17 protein-coding genes and 1 tRNA gene are annotated in these 17,026 nt (G+C 35.3%); 10 read left to right on the top strand and 8 right to left on the bottom strand.

Annotation, left to right across the window (positions count from 1 at the left end; genetic code table 11):
- Positions 1–3: 3 nt before the first annotated feature.
- Both OPU68_RS05750 and OPU68_RS05745 read right to left on the bottom strand, forming a co-directional pair.
- Positions 4–981 (bottom strand): glycosyltransferase family 2 protein, encoded by a 978-nt coding sequence (locus OPU68_RS05750; RefSeq protein ID WP_498473046.1) that lies wholly within the window; start codon positions 979–981, stop codon positions 4–6.
- On the bottom strand, positions 982–1,860 hold the full coding sequence (locus OPU68_RS05745; protein WP_498473045.1) for a lysophospholipid acyltransferase family protein: 879 nt from the start codon (positions 1,858–1,860) through the stop codon (positions 982–984). It abuts the gene before it with no gap.
- An 86-nt stretch (positions 1,861–1,946) separates the two neighbouring features.
- Here OPU68_RS05745 and OPU68_RS05740 point away from each other — a divergent pair, with 86 nt between their 5' ends.
- The gene (locus OPU68_RS05740; protein ID WP_498473044.1) at positions 1,947–2,495 is read left to right on the top strand and encodes a thioredoxin family protein; all 549 of its coding nucleotides are present in this window, start codon (positions 1,947–1,949) and stop codon (positions 2,493–2,495) included.
- A gap of 65 nt (positions 2,496–2,560) precedes the next feature.
- Here the strand turns inward: OPU68_RS05740 and rplI are convergent, their stop codons facing one another.
- From rplI to folP, 6 genes are all read right to left on the bottom strand, one after another.
- The gene (gene rplI, locus OPU68_RS05735) at positions 2,561–3,079 is read right to left on the bottom strand and encodes a 50S ribosomal protein L9 (RefSeq protein WP_498473043.1); all 519 of its coding nucleotides are present in this window, start codon (positions 3,077–3,079) and stop codon (positions 2,561–2,563) included.
- A 165-nt stretch (positions 3,080–3,244) separates the two neighbouring features.
- Complete coding sequence (gene rpsR / locus OPU68_RS05730; protein ID WP_028122362.1) at positions 3,245–3,547, bottom strand: 30S ribosomal protein S18; 303 nt, start codon at positions 3,545–3,547, stop codon at positions 3,245–3,247.
- 27 nt (positions 3,548–3,574) lie between these two features.
- Positions 3,575–3,916, bottom strand: a complete 342-nt coding sequence (gene rpsF / locus OPU68_RS05725; protein WP_028122361.1) for a 30S ribosomal protein S6 — start codon at positions 3,914–3,916, stop codon at positions 3,575–3,577.
- A 124-nt stretch (positions 3,917–4,040) separates the two neighbouring features.
- The gene (locus OPU68_RS05720) at positions 4,041–5,612 is read right to left on the bottom strand and encodes a T9SS type A sorting domain-containing protein (RefSeq protein ID WP_498473042.1); all 1,572 of its coding nucleotides are present in this window, start codon (positions 5,610–5,612) and stop codon (positions 4,041–4,043) included.
- Positions 5,613–5,794: 182 nt separating this feature from the next.
- On the bottom strand, positions 5,795–7,516 hold the full coding sequence (locus OPU68_RS05715; protein ID WP_498473041.1) for a T9SS type A sorting domain-containing protein: 1,722 nt from the start codon (positions 7,514–7,516) through the stop codon (positions 5,795–5,797).
- A 287-nt stretch (positions 7,517–7,803) separates the two neighbouring features.
- Entirely contained in the window at positions 7,804–8,637 is an 834-nt protein-coding gene (gene folP / locus OPU68_RS05710) for a dihydropteroate synthase (protein WP_498473040.1), read from the bottom strand.
- 131 nt (positions 8,638–8,768) lie between these two features.
- Between folP and OPU68_RS05705 the strand changes: the two genes are divergently transcribed.
- The 9 genes from OPU68_RS05705 (at position 8,769) to OPU68_RS05665 (ending at position 16,939) form a co-directional block, all read left to right on the top strand.
- The gene (locus OPU68_RS05705; protein ID WP_498473039.1) at positions 8,769–9,305 is read left to right on the top strand and encodes a DUF1599 domain-containing protein; all 537 of its coding nucleotides are present in this window, start codon (positions 8,769–8,771) and stop codon (positions 9,303–9,305) included.
- Positions 9,306–9,320: 15 nt separating this feature from the next.
- On the top strand, positions 9,321–10,397 hold the full coding sequence (locus OPU68_RS05700; RefSeq protein WP_498473038.1) for a BT_3928 family protein: 1,077 nt from the start codon (positions 9,321–9,323) through the stop codon (positions 10,395–10,397).
- 8 nt (positions 10,398–10,405) lie between these two features.
- On the top strand, positions 10,406–10,756 hold the full coding sequence (locus OPU68_RS05695; protein WP_498473037.1) for a tellurite resistance TerB family protein: 351 nt from the start codon (positions 10,406–10,408) through the stop codon (positions 10,754–10,756).
- Positions 10,757–10,763: 7 nt separating this feature from the next.
- Positions 10,764–11,522, top strand: a complete 759-nt coding sequence (tpiA, locus tag OPU68_RS05690) for a triose-phosphate isomerase (protein WP_498473036.1) — start codon at positions 10,764–10,766, stop codon at positions 11,520–11,522.
- Positions 11,523–11,765: 243 nt separating this feature from the next.
- A complete protein-coding gene (gene mce / locus OPU68_RS05685) occupies positions 11,766–12,176 on the top strand; it encodes a methylmalonyl-CoA epimerase (RefSeq protein ID WP_498473035.1) in 411 nt (136 codons plus the stop codon).
- A gap of 51 nt (positions 12,177–12,227) precedes the next feature.
- Positions 12,228–12,301: transfer RNA gene (locus tag OPU68_RS05680), tRNA-Ile, on the top strand.
- Between the two features lie 380 nt (positions 12,302–12,681).
- Positions 12,682–15,426: a fibronectin type III domain-containing protein gene (locus tag OPU68_RS05675; protein ID WP_498473034.1), complete on the top strand. Its 2,745-nt coding sequence runs from the start codon at positions 12,682–12,684 to the stop codon at positions 15,424–15,426.
- Positions 15,427–15,802: 376 nt separating this feature from the next.
- Positions 15,803–16,414: a COG3650 family protein gene (locus OPU68_RS05670; RefSeq protein ID WP_498473033.1), complete on the top strand. Its 612-nt coding sequence runs from the start codon at positions 15,803–15,805 to the stop codon at positions 16,412–16,414.
- Between the two features lie 18 nt (positions 16,415–16,432).
- On the top strand, positions 16,433–16,939 hold the full coding sequence (locus OPU68_RS05665; RefSeq protein WP_498473032.1) for a hypothetical protein: 507 nt from the start codon (positions 16,433–16,435) through the stop codon (positions 16,937–16,939).
- The last annotated feature ends 87 nt before the right edge of the window (positions 16,940–17,026 follow it).

Raw genomic sequence — 17,026 nt, 5'->3', positions numbered from 1 at the left:
TGATTAACTATTTTTTGATCCTAAAAAATGTTTAAACATCAACCATTTTGTCTGATAATAAGGATCAATCTGATGTTTTTGTCGTAATTGAATTGACTTTGGAAGCTGGATGTAAAAATAGACGTGCGCTTTGAGGACAGCCAAGAGAAATCGCCATCCATTTTTATAAGCCAGATAAAATGCCGCATAACCATCAAGATGAAGTCGCAAAAACAAGATAAAAAAAGCTTTTGGAGATGGTAGATTCTTAAGCATCATCGTCAGATTATTCCGAAAATTGAGATAGGTTTTTTTAGGATTTTCTTTTTTTAATGTTCCACCACCAACATGGTATATTGTAGATTTCCCTGTGTAATAGATCTTTCTTCCTGAGTTTTTTAGTCTCCAGCAAAGATCAATTTCTTCCTGATGGGCAAAGAATCTCTCGTCAAAACCATCCATTTTCCAAAAATCCTCGGATCTGATAAAAAGAGAGCAACCTGATGCCCAGAAAATTTCTGTTTCATCGTCGTATTGTCCGTTATCAAATTCAATATCGTCAAATACTCGGCCGCGGCAGTATGGATATCCCAAATTGTCAATAAATCCGCCTCCGGCGCCAGCAAATTCGAACTTATCTTTTTGATTGTAATCCATAATTTTTGGTTGGATTGCTGCAATAGTCTGATCTTCTGAAAACAATCGTACGACTGGCGAGATCCAGTTTTCTGTAACTTCCACATCAGAATTGAGTAAACAGTATATGTCTGATTTGATGGATTTTAAACCTTCATTATAACCAGCTGCAAAACCGGAATTTCTTTGGTTTTGAATAATCTTAACCGTTGGGAAATTTGTTTTCAAAAATTGAATAGAGTCATCCGTTGAAGCGTTATCTATAACGTAAATTTCTGCCTCGGAAGAATATTTTAGTACGGAAAGAAGAAATTTTTCCAGCCAGTTTTTTCCGTTCCAGTTTAGGATGGCAATTGCGACAGTCATCTAATCTTCGTAGGTTTTTATTGAGTCTTTATATTTCCACCTTCTGTGAGACCAAAGCCAATTGTCTGGTCTTTTTTTGATGGTATTTTCCAGTAATTCGTGGAACTTTTTTACAACTTCATGCTCTACAAATTTTTCTCCGTCGGGATAAATTCTGTGATAATTGACCTGATAATAACCCCGTTTTACTTTTTTCATTTCGCAAAAGATGAAAACCATATCCATCCTTGTGGATAGTTTATCATAACCTACAAATGCTGGTGTTCTCTGATTCAGAAACTTAAGTCCGTAGTTCACTGAATTAATATTCGGAGTCTGGTCTGCAACAAACATATAAATAGAATTACCGTCATTTGGATTGCGAAAAATATGTTTTATCACATCGTTGGCTTCCAAAGATTTATTATTAAATCTATTTCTAATCATTTTGATTTTCTCTTCCCAAAATTTACTGCTCATTCTCCGGTAGACAGGATGTGAATTTTCCTGAGGAACAATTGTTTTCAAAGCATTAAACCATTCCCAATTGAAAACATGACCTGACAGAAGAATTATGTTCTTACCTTCTGCTTTAGCTTCGTGGAAAAGATCTTGATTCAAATGTTGCATTCTGACCCTGGATTCTACATTACTGATTGTAAATGCCTTAAGCATCTCAGCAAGATAATCACAGAAATTGGAGAAGAATTTTTTGGAAATATTTTTAATTTCCTCATCAGATTTTTCGGGAAACGAATTTTTCAGATTCTCCAAAACCTCTTTTTTTCTGTAACCAATAATATAATAATTAATGAAAAACAAAACATCTGAAAATATATATAATATCCTCAAAGGTAATTTTGAAATAACTAATAATATATTAAAGAGAAATTGATTCAAACGATCGTGTTTATTGGCAAATATACTGAAAAATGGCTGGATAATTGTTTAAATTTGATGTTGTAAAAATCAATAAATAAATTTAAATGAAAAAATCAATTATAAAAACGGTATTAATTGGAAGTTTGGTCACTTTTTCTACTTTGAATGCGCAGACTGCGGAAACTCCGATTACCAAAGAACAGATGGAAGCGAAAAAGAAAGCTGCGGCGGAAGAAAAGGCAAAGCTTCCCAAGCCTTACCATCCGGAAGCCAATGCCGAGTTAGAAATTAAAAATGCTGTTGCCCTTGCTAAAAAAGAGCATAAGAATGTTTTGATTCAGGCTGGTGGTAACTGGTGCATCTGGTGTTTGAGATTTAATAATTACGTACAGGAGACGCCCGAACTTAAAAAATTGGTAGATGATAATTATGTTTATTACCATTTGAACTGGTCTCCGGAAAATAAAAATGAAAAAATATTTACAAGCTACGGAAATCCGGGAGATAAATTTGGTTATCCTGTTTTTATCATTTTGGATGAAAATGGTAAACAAATTCATACTCAGGACAGTGCGGTTCTGGAAGAGGGAAGTGGCTACAGTTTAGCGAAAGTTAAGACATTTTTCAACGCTTGGAAGTCGAATAAATCTTAGAAATACATTAAAAAAAAAACCATCTCGAAAATCGGGATGGTTTTTTTATGATTTTTGAAATCTAATTAAGCTTCTTCAGAAGAAGTTTCTTCCTCAACTTTAGCTTTTGGAGCAGCTGGTTTAGGAGCTTCTACCGGAGCATCAGAAACGATAGCAAAATCAAAGTTGTACTCTACAGTTCTGTGAAGTCTGATCAATGCAGTCACTGTACCAGTTCTTTTGATTGTGTTTCCAGGGATTTTGATATATTTTTTATCAACGTTTACACCAGCTTTTGCCAAAGCAGCAGCAAGGTCAGCATTATTGATAGAACCGAATAATCTGTCGCCAGAACCTACTTTTGCAGGAATAACGATAGATGTTTTCTTCAATTGATCAACTACAGCATTTGCAGCAGCTACCAATTTAGCTTCTTCTTCTTTTCTGGATTCCAAAGTAGCCTCTAGAGCTGCTTTGTTTTTAGGCGTTGCTAATAAAGCAAAACCTTGAGGTAGTAAAAAGTTACGAGCGTAACCCGGTTTTACATTTACTGTATCGAACTCAAGTCCTAAGTTCTCTACATCTTGTTTTAGGATAATTTCCATTGTTGTTGTCCGTTTTAGTTTTAGAGCCAAGAACAAAGAGTCAAGAAGCAAGATTTAAAATCTTTTATCTCTTATCTTTTATCTCTTATCTAAATCGTTAGAATTAATTGATTTATTCAGCAACAAAAGAAGCAGGCGAACCTACTTCCTTTATTTATTTTTGTCTTATTTCAAAAGATCTGCTACGTAAGGCATCAAAGAAAGATGTCTTGCTCTTTTGATAGCTGCAGATACTTTTCTCTGATATTTAAGAGAAGTTCCTGTGTATCTTCTTGGTAAGATTTTACCTTGTTCGTTTACAAATTGTAAAAGGAAGTCAGCATCTTTGTAATCTACATGCTTAATTCCAAATTTTTTGAATCTACAGTACTTTTTATCAGTTTTTGTATTGATATCAAGTGGAGTAAGAAATTTTACTTCAGATTCGCCTCCGGCAGAGGCTTGTTTTGCCATATCATCTATTGCCATGATTTTAAAATTTTAAAAGGTTAATAATTAAGCTTTAGCAGATTTGATTTTGCTTCTTCTTGTTACTGCGTAATCGATAGCGTGTTTATCTAACTTAGTTGTTAAATAACGGATCACTCTCTCATCACGTTTAAAAGCAGTTTCAAGATCTGCAACTACAGTTCCTTCTCCTTTGAATTCGATCAGTGTGTAAAAACCATTCTTTTTCAATTGAATAGGATAAGCTAATTTCTTAAGTCCCCAATTTTCTTTGGCAACGATTTCGCAATTGTTTGAAGTCAATAGATCTTCAAATTTTTTCACTGCTTCCTCCACCTGAGCATCAGATAGAACGGGAGTTAAAATGAAAACAGTTTCGTAATTGTTCATAATGTTAATTTATTAATTAAAAATTCGAGTTGCAAAAGTACAACTTTTTTCTAAACTACAAACAGTTAGCATAAAAAAAATCCCGCCAATATTTGGCGGGATTAAATTTAATATTTTAAAAATTTTATTTTTTGATCACCTTCGTAGAAGTAGAAGTTCCGTCTTCTAATAAAGTTGTAACAACATAAACACCAGCGTTGAATTTGCTGAAATCAATCTGAGATTTAGCATCATTCAGGTCTTTGGTAAATAATTGTTTACCGGTAACATCATAAACTTTTACATTTTTGATCTTACCCGGAGCCTCGATGTTAAATATGTCTTTAACTGGGTTTGGATAAGCTTTGATACTATTTTTGGAAGTTTCTGAAACTGCAAGTGTTCCTATCGTTACCGTGTAATCTTCCATTTCACCATAATTGTTATTCGCTAATAGTGGTCCACATCTGTATTCATCTGTGAATGCTTCTGCTGTAGATGCTGCAACTACAACTCTCATTCTTGTGTTTCCTAATAATGCACCTGCCGGAATGGTGATATTTTGAGTAAGAACCTCGTTTAGCCCAGTTCCGATGTATGTGTATTCATTAGAATCAAAAACACCATTTTGGTCATAATCGATCCATACACCTACAGATTCATATAGCCAGCCGTCTCCAGAAGGCCCTACTTTCGCTGAGAATTCAACAGAACTTCCTGTAGTTACATTAGCCGGAGAAACAGATGATGTATAGTTAGAATATCCTGTTGTTGTGGAGCCACATTGTGAATCATTGTTAATTCCGCCAAAAGTAACATTCTGGATAACATCGCCATCTGCGCAATTGAAATTAATGGCATTGGTACAATAGCATTGATTTGCTGCGTTTTGCGTAACCGTTACAACGTTCGATGTAGAAGTCTGGCTGGTGTCTGTACAAGTTACTATCAATCTATATTGTGTGCTTACAGATTGGGAAGCCACTGTGTAATTTGGAAAGTTCTGGGAAGCTCCCAAATTAGTCCAAGTCGTTCCGCTGTCTGTGGAGCTTTGCCATTGGTATTTGTAGCCGGAAGTTGCTGCTGTGGTTGAGTTAAGCAAGAAAGATGTCCCCAGGCATATATTTGAAACAGAAGCAGTAGACGTTCCTATCACAGGCGCTCCAGTACAAGCAGTAGCTTCTAAAACATTAAGCGTATAATCTTCTGCCTGCCCATAAGATGTTCCTAAGCACGGATCATTCTGGTTTGTGGTTCCGAATAATTTTTTAACCCTCAGTCTCGTAGATCCTGGAGTTGCAGTTGCTGGTATTGAAATAGAATATACCAGCTGTTTACTGTCTGTTCCTGTAGATCCTGTAATTTCACCTGCTGAATAGGTTTCTCCTGCGTCCGCAAAATCACCATCTTTATTCCAGTCAACAAATACCATGAAATTACTGCTGAATTCCAACCCAAACTCTACGAAGTCGTTGGTGTTTCCTTTCAATGTAATGTCATAAGATAATCCTTTGATGACAGTTCCCTGTTGGTCTAGGAAAAATTCGTGTGAGGGCGTTCCATCAATTTCTGCGCTGGTAGAATTATTAATTCCTGCAAAATTGACCAGAGAAATTGGTTCTACCTGACTTGTAAATGTCAGAGGTCCGCAGTAAGTCTGAGCAAAGCCAAATAATGGCAGAGTCAAAAATGCTAATTTTAGTAGATTTTTTTTCATAATAAAAATTTATTTTTTTGGTTAATTTCAAAGTTAACAAAATTATCTAAACAATTGTTTTATTTTCAAATTAATTTGGATTTTATTGTTGATTTATGCTTTAATTGTAAAAATTAGAAAGAAATTGACATGAAAAATCCCGTCAAAATTTGACGGGATTGAAATTGTTATTTTAGAAAATATTATTTCTTGATCACTTTAGTAGAAGTAGAAGTTCCGTCTTCCAATAAAGTAGTCACAACGTAAACACCAGCGTTGAATCTGCTGAAATCAATTTGAGATTTAGCTTCACTCAAGTCTTTTGTGAATAATTGTTTACCTGTAGCATCATAAACTTTTACAGTTTTGATTTTACCCTGAGCCTCAATATTAAAGATGTCTTTAACTGGGTTTGGATAAGATTTGATACTGTTTTTAGAAGTTTCGGAAACTGCTAATTTCTCACCTACATTCACTGTATAATCTTCAGCTTGTCCATATCCAGTATTTGCTCCAGCTGCAAGAGTACCTGCTGAGAAACAAGGGTTAGGGTAGAAGGTTGTAGAGCTAAAGTTTTTCTTAATTCTCATTCTTGTGTTTCCTAGCATTGCACCAGCAGGAACTACGATGTTTCCTACGGCTTCTTTACTGTCAACACCTGTAGAGTTAACTACTTGAACAGTTGTCGCTGCAGTGTCAAAATAAGTTTCACCCGCATCTAAGAAATCACCATCTTGGTTCCAGTCAATGAACACAATAAATTTGGTTGTAAAATTCCCACCAGTATTACCTTGTAATTTGATTGGGAAACTTCCCTCTCTGTTTACTGCAGCCACCTTATCTACAAATGATTCGTGTGCTGTTCCACCTAAAGCCGCAGCAGAAGTGTTTGTCATTCCACCAAAAACAACTGAAGTTATTGGCTCAACACCACTAGAATATACAAGTGGTCCACAATATGGAGCAAATAGGTTAGCAGCTGTTGTGAATGAGAATTCTGAACATCCAGTTGCAGAACCTGCAGAATTTTTAGCAATTACCTTCCAGTAATATGTCGTAGAAGCCAAAAGTCCTGTAGCTGTAGTGCTGGTCCCTGTTGTATTTATTAATAAAGTTGTAGGATTTGCAGTTGTGCCAAAAAACACATCATAGCTTGAAGGAGTTTCTCCTGTTGTAGGAGCAGTCCAAGATAGAGTTGCAGGCGTTAAATAGCTAATGCCGGTCGCAGCGTTTGCAGGCGCAACCTGTGTAGCACAATTTGGAGCTACAGTTGGAAGAACAGCACTTACTATTTTGAAATCATCTACAGCAAATCCAAACTGATCATCTGATGTACATTGGATTGCTACGTAAATTTGTTGGCCAGAATAAGCATTTAAGCTGTAAGTGTATTCATGCCAAGTTACATCTGAAGGAGTTGTGATTACAGGTGTAATTGCTGTAAAGTTTGCCGCTGCAGTTCCTGTTGTAGAAACCAAAACTTTAAACTTTTCAGCACCATAAGTAGCATCACAGCTTTTTGCCCAAAAACTTAAAGTCGCTCCCTGGCCTGCTGTTACCTGTACTTGAGGAGAGATCAACCAGTCATTACTCCAAGGAGCAGAGTTCGCACCAAAACTCGTCATTGTTTTAACACCTGATCTGGCAGTCCAGTCTGATGTGTCAGTAGGATCTAAAGGTGGTGTAGTCAATGTTGAATTGAAAACCTGGAAAGATTTTGCTACGCCAGCATTGGTATATGTAACGCCAGTAAATCCAAATGTAGGTTTAGCATCTACATCCAGTAGTGTCCAATTTCCCACATTGGCAATCGCAAAATCTGTGTACGATTCAAAGTCGTCTTGGAATAATACAGTTTGTGCTTTCATTGCATCGGTAGAAAATAATGCTGCCGTTGCAAATAAAGAAAATAGAATTTTTCTCATAATGTTAAATTTATTTTTTTGATTCATTTCAAAATTATGAAAAAAAACCAAACCATCGTTGATTTTTTGACTAATTTTTAAAAATTTATTTACAATTTAACATAATATGTAACTATTAATTATAAAGAATAGTATTAATGTAATTTAACAAACGTTATTAAATTAAAAAAATCTGTGTTTTAACTTTACTCTGGATTAATTAATTATCCTAAACGTACTAATGAGATTGATAATAGGTAATAGACTGATTCAGGAGCATAAAGATAATATGAATTGTGAAAAAACAGTTAGATATTCAGAACGTACGGATCATGTAGACGGATGATTTTTGCACCCTTTCCAATTAATTTCAAATGCAGATCCAAAGTTTCTTTTTCAACATTATTTGCCAGTTTTCCAAGGGGTTTGTAAATAAATGATTTTTTTGAAATTCCTGCCAATACAGGATACTTTCCAAAACCAAAATATTCAAAATCCTCAATCATCTTATATTGATCTTCCACGGTTTTCCCAAATCCAAAACCAGGATCCAGAATAATGTCTTTGATTCCTTTTTGTTTCAATTCTGATATTTTATAAGAAAAAAAACTGTTGATCGATAGAATAATATCCTCGTACTTAATTTTCTCATGCATTACTTCATAGCTTGGATTGATATGCATTAATATATAAGGTAAGCCTGTTTTTGAAACTGTATCTATTAATTTTGAATCAAATTGTCCCGCAGAGATGTCATTCACCAAGTCAATTCCTTCATCATAGCCAAATTTTACGACATCTGAATAAAATGTATCCAGCGATATCAGACTTTCCGGAAATTCTTTTTTAATTAATGAAATCACATTTCCAATCCTTTTGATTTCTTCATCAGCTTTCAAAAATTCGGCTTTTGGTCGGGTAGATTGTGCGCCGATATCAATAATTGTTGCACCGTTTTTTAACAAATTTTCCGCTTGTCTCAGCGCATTTTTTTCATTATTAAATTTTCCGCCATCAGAAAAGGAGTCGGGCGTTAAGTTCAGAATTCCCATTAATTTTGGTTTCGACAGATCGATCAATCTGCCATTGCAATTAATAGAAAAGAATTTGGAATTGTCAGAATTGGTAAAGGAAAAACTCATTAAACAAAAATAAAATATAGTTATGAGTTTTAAGGTATTAGTGATAAGTTATTTTGAATTGAACAAAAACTGATAACCTTCAATTTTCAACTATGAACTAAATTTGTATCTTTGAACCAATAGACAGATTTATGCCCAATACATCCGCTCAGTTTGATAGCGTCATTACGATTTGCAGAGACTTATTTCAGAAAAAAATGAAAGATTATGGAACCGCATGGCGCGTGCTGCGTCCAAGTTCCATTACAGATCAGATTTATATAAAAGTCAGCAGAATAAGGACTTTGCAGATGACAGATGTAAAAATGGTGGACGAAAGTGAAGAGGATGAATTTATTGCAATAGTGAATTATTCCATCATCGGATTGATTCAGTTAGAGAAAGGTTTTTCTGATGAAATCAATGCTGACCAAGCAGAAACAATAAGACTTTACAATTCTTACGCCCAAAAAGCAAAAGAATTGATGGAACGTAAGAACCACGATTACGGCGAGGCCTGGCGCGAAATGAGAATCTCATCTATCACAGATTTAATTTATCAAAAAGTTCTCAGAACCAAACAGATAGAAGATAATAATGGAGCAACTTTGGTTTCTGAAGGTTTGGATGCCAACTATTTTGATATGCTGAATTATGCAGTTTTCTGTTTGATTAAATTTAAAAATTAATAGCTAAAAAAAACTATGAAAACAATTTTACGCTACATTGTCTCCATCATATTCATCGCTTCCGGATTTGTAAAAGCGGTAGATCTTAAGGGATTTTCTTTTAAATTGGAAGAATATTTTTCACCCATTGTTTTTGATCTGCCATTTCTGGAAAAATATGCTTTGGCACTTTCTATCATTGTGGTTTTGCTGGAGCTGATTTTAGGTTTTATGTTATTAATGAAAATTAAACTAAAAGAAACCATTTATGCATTAATAGCGCTGTGTGTTTTCTTTGGATTTCTGACATTCTATTCAGCTTATTATAATGTTGTTACAGATTGTGGATGTTTCGGAGATGCGTTAAAATTCACGCCTTGGCAATCGTTCTGGAAAGATATTACGCTTTTGGTTTTATTAATCATATTAGCATTCCTTTATAGAAAAAGAGAAGAAGATGAAGTGGTAAGATTTGGAAAATTACCCTTGTTAAGCGTTTTCATTCTGATTATGTTTTTCGTGATGTACCGAGGAATTTTCCACGAACCGATGATAGATTTCCGTGCTTACGCCATCGGGACAGATTTAGCTGCCGAAAAAGAAAAAATTGCCAAAGATCCTTCAGAATACAAAACTTTTTATTCATTGAAAAACAGCAAAACCAATGAAGTCAAAAAAGTAGATCAGGACGAATATATTAATAAAGAATATTGGAAAGATACCACTTGGCAGATCGAAGAGGGAAAAACGACAACGGAACTCAGCAAAAAAGGTTACGAATCCGAAGTTTCTAAATTTAAAATCGAAGATGAGAACGGAAATCCTTTCACAGACGATATTTTGAAGGAGCCGAGAGTTATTCTTATATTTACCTACAAACCAAAAGAAGCCGCTTCGGAATTAGTCAAAAAAACAGAAACCAAAGCTTTATCAGAAAAAGCAAAAGTTATCGGAGTAAGTACTCAACCCGGTTTTTACAAACAAATCCCCAACTACCTTATGGACGAGATTGCCATCAAAACAATCGCCAGAAGCAATCCTTTTGTTCTAATTTTGGAAAAAGGAAAAGTGGTTGAGAAATTGGGAGCAAAAGATTATTTAAATAAAGAATAGATTATATAATGAGAAAATCAAACAAACCCATAGCAGGCTATCATTTACTAATGATTTTATCAGCTGTTGATGGAATTATAAAAGCAGAAGAAGGTCTTAAAATTCAGGAATATATGGCGGAAGAATTTCCGTTCCGTATCGATTTGGATGACGAGTTGGAAATCATTGCTCAATTAACTGCGGAGCAATGGCAGGATCATTTCGAATTCCACGCTAAATGTTACGAAGAAGATTCCACCGAAGCTGAAAGAAAAGACTTTATCCAATTTGCAAAAGCACTCATCAAAGCTGACAACAAAGTAAGCGATGACGAACACAAATTTTACATCCTTCTAAAAAACCTTTGGAATTTAAATTAATATCAAAATGAGAAAAAACATTGTTGCAGGAAACTGGAAAATGAACAAAACTTATGCTGAAGCACAGGAATTAATGGCTCAGCTTTTAGAATACAAAAAAAATAACACCACAAACTGCGAGGTTTTCATCGCACCGCCGGCTTTGTATCTTACTGCTGCGAAGGAAGTTTTCAAAAATGGGGAAGTGGGCGTTTTTGCTCAGGATATTTCAGAATATGCGAGTGGCGCTTACACAGGCGAGATCTCTGTAGATATGTTAGCTTCTATCGATGCAGACGGAAGCTTGGTGTCGCACTCCGAGAGAAGAACTTTCCACGGAGAGACAGACAGCCACGCAAACAGAAAAGTAAAAGCACTTTTGGACAAAGGTCTGACGCCAATCTATTGCAACGGCGAAAAATTGGAAGAGAGAAAATCCGGAAGACATTTCGAAGTCGTAAAAAACCAAACAGAAACCGCACTTTTCACTTTATCTGCTGAGGAAATCAAAAAAGTAGTGATTGCTTACGAACCAGTCTGGGCCATAGGAACAGGCGAAACGGCAACTGCAGAGCAAGCGCAGGAAGTTCACGCGTACATCAGAAGCCTGATTGCTGACAAGTACGGCAAAGAAGTGGCGGACGAGGTTTCCATCCTTTACGGCGGAAGCGTGAAGCCGGACAATGCCAAAGAAATCTTCTCCCAACCAGATGTTGACGGCGGATTGATTGGCGGCGCAGCGCTTAAAATCGAAGATTTCGCAAAAATCATCGAAGGATTCAATTAATAGAAACCAAATTTGTCAAAGTTCCAAATTGCAATATTTGAACTTTGACATTTTTTTTTAGGAGCTAAATCCCGCTATCCGTTGCAATCTTTTTTGCATCAAATTTAGCCAATCAAAAGGGAGTGAGTCCCCGCAAAAAAGGATTTCCACTACTATCGGGGCTAGGGATTTTGTCATCCAATCAAATTTTGTCAATTAAATTTTTAATCAGACAAATATTTTTTAGAATTCAATACAACAATAATGGAAATAGAACATCTCGGCATCGCTGTCAGGTCTCTCTCGAATTCAGATAATTTGTTTGCCCGACTTTTAGGGAAAGCAAATTACAAACAGGAATCTGTAGAAAGGGAAGGCGTTACCACCTCTTTTTATGAACTTGGAGAAAGTAAAATAGAACTTCTGGAAGCCACAAATCCCGAAAGTCCGATTGCAAAATTCCTTGATAAAAAAGGAGAGGGAATTCATCACATTGCATTTGGTGTAGAAAATATCCAAATCGAGATAGAAAGATTAAAAAAAGAAGGATTTATTTTCATCTCCGAAGAACCTAAACAAGGTGCTGATAACAAATTAGTTGTCTTCCTTCATCCCAAATCTACGAATGGTGTGTTGGTAGAATTGTGTCAAGAAAAACCACAAAACGTTTTGTAGATAAAGAAATTTTGCTATTTTTGCAAACACAAAATTTAACCAATTTTACGAGGTCCTATAGCTCAGTTGGTTAGAGTCCCTGACTCATAATCAGGTTGTCCCTGGTTCGAGCCCAGGTGGGACCACTTTTAATCAACCACTTACAAAATAATGTAGGTGGTTTTTGCTTTTTCAGCTAACAAATTTTCCGATTTTTTTCAGTGACGCATCACATTTTGATATAATCTGTAATTAAATGCTAAAAATAAAAAGATTATAACTGCTAAGATTTCGAGATAAAAAATGCGATTTTATAATGAGATTTATTAAATCATTGATTTTCAGTATTTATTTTTTCTATATTAATTTTATATGATATTAACCTGTGAGAATACGATTACATTGTTAATATTTCTTCTAAACACTTTTATGTATTACTAAAAAAGTTCATTCATAATTAAAATTTGATTACTAATAAGGTAATACTTCAATGATAGTTTTACGGCAAATCTATAAAAGAAAAGAAATGAAATCTATTTTATTATTTGCCTTGATGCTGATTTTCGGAATCTCATCAGCACAGGAATTATTTCCCTATTTGCAGGCACCTTCACCAACTTCAATCTATGTGAATTGGAAAACTTCAGGAAATGCAGAAACCATCGTTGAGTACGGTTCTTCTCAGAATCAGTTAACTTTAACAAAAACAGGAACCAACAAAATCTTAACCGATACCGGATATCCTGCAAATTACTATTATCATTCTGTAAAGATTGATGGCCTGACTGCCAACACAAAATACTATTACAGAATCAAAACAGGAAGCAGTACTTCACAAATTTATTCTTTCAAAACATTGCCTTTGCCGGGACAAGCTGCAACGGTTGACGGTCACCTCCGGTTTTTGATTATGGGAGACAATCAGATGAAGGGTGTTCCAAGATATGACTCTTTAGTTTCTGCTGCCAAACGCCAAATCGCTAAGAAATGGGGTTATGACAAGGATCCTTCAGACAACATTGCGATGACTGTAATGGTGGGAGATCAGGTAGATGTGGGAACACTGGATCATTACGAAAATGTTCATTTCTCAAAAAACAAAAAACTATCCGGATTTTTGCCAATCCAAACGCTGGTAGGAAATCACGAAACTTATGGAACATTGGGAATGCAGGCTTACTACGATCATTATATTTTGGATGATGTCACTTATAAAGGCATTTCTTCCGGTTCAGAAGCTTATTATGCCAGACAAGTTGGAAATACGCTTTTTATTGCATTCGACACGGAACATCCATCTAATGATCAGGTTATTTGGCTTAATAAAATTTTACCGCTTGCCAATCAGGATACTACAGTTGAATGGATTGTTTCTCTGGGCCACAGACCTTATCAGGCAGAGCAATATGTAGGCGATATTTCAACATGGATCAGAAATACCGTGATGCCAATAATGAATACAAGTTCCAAACATATTTTGCATATCGGCGCACATCATCATTTGTATCACAGGGGCCAATTGAAGAATTTTCCAACGTATCAGATCATTTCAGGTGGTGTTGCCTGGGATCAGTATTGGGGAATGTCGACAGAGCAGGACTTTGACGATGTTCAGAAAACACTTTCAAACTGGATTTATCAGATTATAGATGTTGATACTGTTAACAAAACTTTTGATGTCGAAGCTTACTCCATAGGAAGTGTTTACGAATGGAAAGATAATGTTTTGATGGATTCATTTCATCATTATAAAAATAAACCGGCTCCAGAGAAACCAACAATTACAAACAATTACTCCGGTCAGGAAATGGAGTTGCCAATTACCATAGAAAGCTCTGCCTATCAAACTAATTCAGATGAATTGCTGAACACAACTGAGTTTTTATTGTCAAAAACCCCGGACTTCAGTGTGATTGAAAAAGATGTTTACCGAGATTATGAGAATTTTTTCGGTCCAGTAGGAAGTAGGGCAGATCAATCCAAAGACATCAATGCTGATATTGATATTACAAAAGCTACCATTATTAAAAACGCTTTGACCAACGGTATTTATTATGTAAAAGTAAGACACAGAGACAGAAACCTAAAATGGTCGGACTGGAGTGATGTAAAGTCTTTCAAAATCATCAACAGCACTGTTCTGAATACTCAGATTGTTCCCGACGCTACAGAATATGAGCAGAATAAACCCATTAAAATTAGTTTTACAGATACGCCGGGAAATGCAAAAGACTGGATCGGAATTTATAAAAAAGGACAAACACCAGGTTCTGCCAATCCTTCTCAAACGTGGAAATATACCAGCGGACAAGTGAGCGGAAGTATGACTTTCTCTTCTGGATTACCTAATAAAGGACAATACTACGCAACACTTTTAGCGAATGACGGTTATACAGAAATTGCTCCAAGAAAATCATTCTACGTTGGACCGCCTGTTTCTTTAGCAACAGATCAAAATACATATCCTGTAACTGGAACGGTAAAACTGACTTACGCCAATGCACCGGCAATGTCCAAAGATTGGGTAGGTGTTTACAAAGTGGGAACTGTACCTTCTTCCGCTGTCACTTCCCCAAAATGGACTTATGTGACAACTGCCAGCGGAACATTCAACATCACAGGACTTTCCAAAGGTTATTACTTTGCACAGTATTTTCTTGAAGACGGTTACACAGCTGTAGGTAACAAAATATTTTTCCAAATTGGAGATGACATCACACAGTTAATGATTAACAAAACGATTTATAACCTGAACGAAAATATTATGGCAACTTGGACAGATTCTCCCGGAATTGTGAAAGACTGGTTGGGAATTTATCACAAAGATGACAACCCAAATATCGATCCTTTGGTAAGTTACACGTATTTTAATGGTATTGCCAATGGAAATGCTGAGATTCCGACAGATAAATTACCGACTGAGCCGGGAAGTTACTTCATTGTGATGTTTACCAATGATTCTTATAATGAAGTTTCGAACAGAGTTCAGTTTGAAGTAGTAGGTGAGACGCTTGGGACGAACAACAATTCATCAGAAAGCGGCATTCAGGTTTATCCGAATCCGGTTAACAGCGGAGAAAGAACCTACATCAAAGCAAAATATCCAATTGAGAAAATCGATGTTTATGATATGACAGGAAGTTTATTTTATTCCTCAAAAAATATCAATAACAATGCGACTTCTATCATCAATCAAAGTTTGCCAAAAGGTGTTTATGTTTTGAAGATAATCTCGAACAAACTTTACACTGTGAAAATGATCGTAAAGTAACGACACTAAACCTTTAATTATATATTTAAAAACCTCGATTAGCAGATTGCTTTTCGAGGTTTTCTTTAAAATGTAATGTGTTGTTTCTATTTATTAATTAAAAATTTTCAACTTGTCAAAAGCAATAGGTATTGCCATCGTTTTTTTTGGAAGAAATATAAGTTAAACTCATCATTGCGTTGTAATTTTTAAGCAAATCAGGGATGGGGATGCTCAGGAATCCTTTAATAATTGAAAATAATTTCCCTGGCACTGATGATTTGAAATCTTATATCAATTAATATAAAAAGTTATTATGTTAAATTCAGTTTGTAGGTTATTGAATTAAGCATTATCTCAAATAAAATTTTTAATTTAGTAATTATAATTTATTATTATGAAAAATGGTGCAATTATAAATGTTGTTTTTTCATTTTTAGTATGTTGTGCCAATGTTTCCTGCAGTAAAAATAACAAGCCCGACACTTCTTCCAATGCTGACTCTGGCAAAAATTCTTTAGTTGAAACCAAAACAATTTCTAATGCAACGACAACCTTAGAATCGGATTCTTTAGCTGATAAATTGAAGGAAGTCATCAAGTCAAAATATTTGAAGCCGGAAGATTTGAAATTGCTGGACAGCAATGATCGTAAATTCAGCTTTCAGGAAATTGACCTGAATGATGATGGGAAAAAAGAGGTTTTTATCAATTTTTTCTCACCATATTTTTGCGGAACAGGTGGCTGTTCTCTTCTTTTGCTGGATTCAGATCTCAACATCATTACCCGCTTTACAGTTACGGAAACACCAATTTATATAAGCCCTGAAACCAAAAATAGATGGAATGTTTTGATGGTAAAAAGCAGAAATGCCTGGAAAACATTAGAATTTGCTAATGGAAAATATCCTTCAAATCCTTCTGTGGCAAAAGACAGCAGCTCAAAACCCGATCCCAAATCGATCTTGGTTTTTAAAGATCCTAATGATTCAAAAGTCTACAATTTCTAATTAAAAAATAAAGTAAATATGAAAAATCTGACTTCTTTAGCAATATTAATTTTGCTTTGTACTTTTCCTTTTTTGAGTGCTCAAAAAATTGCTGACGGCGAAACAGTTGATCTGAATGGACTTGCTGTAACTTTTAACATCTTAAACAAAGAATCTATAACCGTGGGCGGCAAAAACTTTGACAGGTACAAGGTTTCTGGTACGCTCGTCAATAATTCTCCAAAAAGCTATAACCTAAGAATGAGCAACGCTCCACAAATTGTTATGAATACGGCACTTGTTGAGCTAAACTGCATGAATGCAACCGGCGCAAAATTGACTTCCAAAAAACTGGATCTGAAACTAAAGCCTCAAAATGTGAATGTGACTTATTGGGCTTATACAAAAGACGGTAAGTACGAAAGCTCTGTCATTCCTATTATCGCTGCATATTATTTGGATATTGGCGATTCTGTAAATGACAATGCTATTTTCATTGTTCCCGCAGGTGAGCAGCCCAACGTCTCTGTAAGGAAATTACAGTAATTTTTATTAACAAAAAGGTAATGAAAAGCTATTTTTCTTTTCCTAATGCTTTTTTTGGTGTCTTGCATCGGCGAAGAACCCTTAAAT

This window comes from Chryseobacterium sp. TB1-D10, from assembly GCF_059803555.1.
Note: the sequence above shows the minus strand (reverse complement) of the source record. Positions and strands in the feature narration are given on the sequence as shown.

Coding starts and splice junctions, on each gene's coding strand:
- OPU68_RS05750 (WP_498473046.1), bottom strand. CDS start 981: ATGACTGTCGCAATTGCCATCCTAAACTGGAACGGAAAAAACTGGCTG.
- OPU68_RS05740 (WP_498473044.1), top strand. CDS start 1,947: ATGAAAAAATCAATTATAAAAACGGTATTAATTGGAAGTTTGGTCACT.
- rplI (WP_498473043.1), bottom strand. CDS start 3,079: ATGGAAATTATCCTAAAACAAGATGTAGAGAACTTAGGACTTGAGTTC.
- rpsR (WP_028122362.1), bottom strand. CDS start 3,547: ATGGCAATAGATGATATGGCAAAACAAGCCTCTGCCGGAGGCGAATCT.
- rpsF (WP_028122361.1), bottom strand. CDS start 3,916: ATGAACAATTACGAAACTGTTTTCATTTTAACTCCCGTTCTATCTGAT.
- OPU68_RS05720 (WP_498473042.1), bottom strand. CDS start 5,612: ATGAAAAAAAATCTACTAAAATTAGCATTTTTGACTCTGCCATTATTT.
- OPU68_RS05715 (WP_498473041.1), bottom strand. CDS start 7,516: ATGAGAAAAATTCTATTTTCTTTATTTGCAACGGCAGCATTATTTTCT.
- folP (WP_498473040.1), bottom strand. CDS start 8,637: ATGAGTTTTTCCTTTACCAATTCTGACAATTCCAAATTCTTTTCTATT.
- OPU68_RS05705 (WP_498473039.1), top strand. CDS start 8,769: ATGCCCAATACATCCGCTCAGTTTGATAGCGTCATTACGATTTGCAGA.
- OPU68_RS05700 (WP_498473038.1), top strand. CDS start 9,321: ATGAAAACAATTTTACGCTACATTGTCTCCATCATATTCATCGCTTCC.
- OPU68_RS05695 (WP_498473037.1), top strand. CDS start 10,406: ATGAGAAAATCAAACAAACCCATAGCAGGCTATCATTTACTAATGATT.
- tpiA (WP_498473036.1), top strand. CDS start 10,764: ATGAGAAAAAACATTGTTGCAGGAAACTGGAAAATGAACAAAACTTAT.
- mce (WP_498473035.1), top strand. CDS start 11,766: ATGGAAATAGAACATCTCGGCATCGCTGTCAGGTCTCTCTCGAATTCA.
- OPU68_RS05675 (WP_498473034.1), top strand. CDS start 12,682: ATGAAATCTATTTTATTATTTGCCTTGATGCTGATTTTCGGAATCTCA.
- OPU68_RS05670 (WP_498473033.1), top strand. CDS start 15,803: ATGAAAAATGGTGCAATTATAAATGTTGTTTTTTCATTTTTAGTATGT.
- OPU68_RS05665 (WP_498473032.1), top strand. CDS start 16,433: ATGAAAAATCTGACTTCTTTAGCAATATTAATTTTGCTTTGTACTTTT.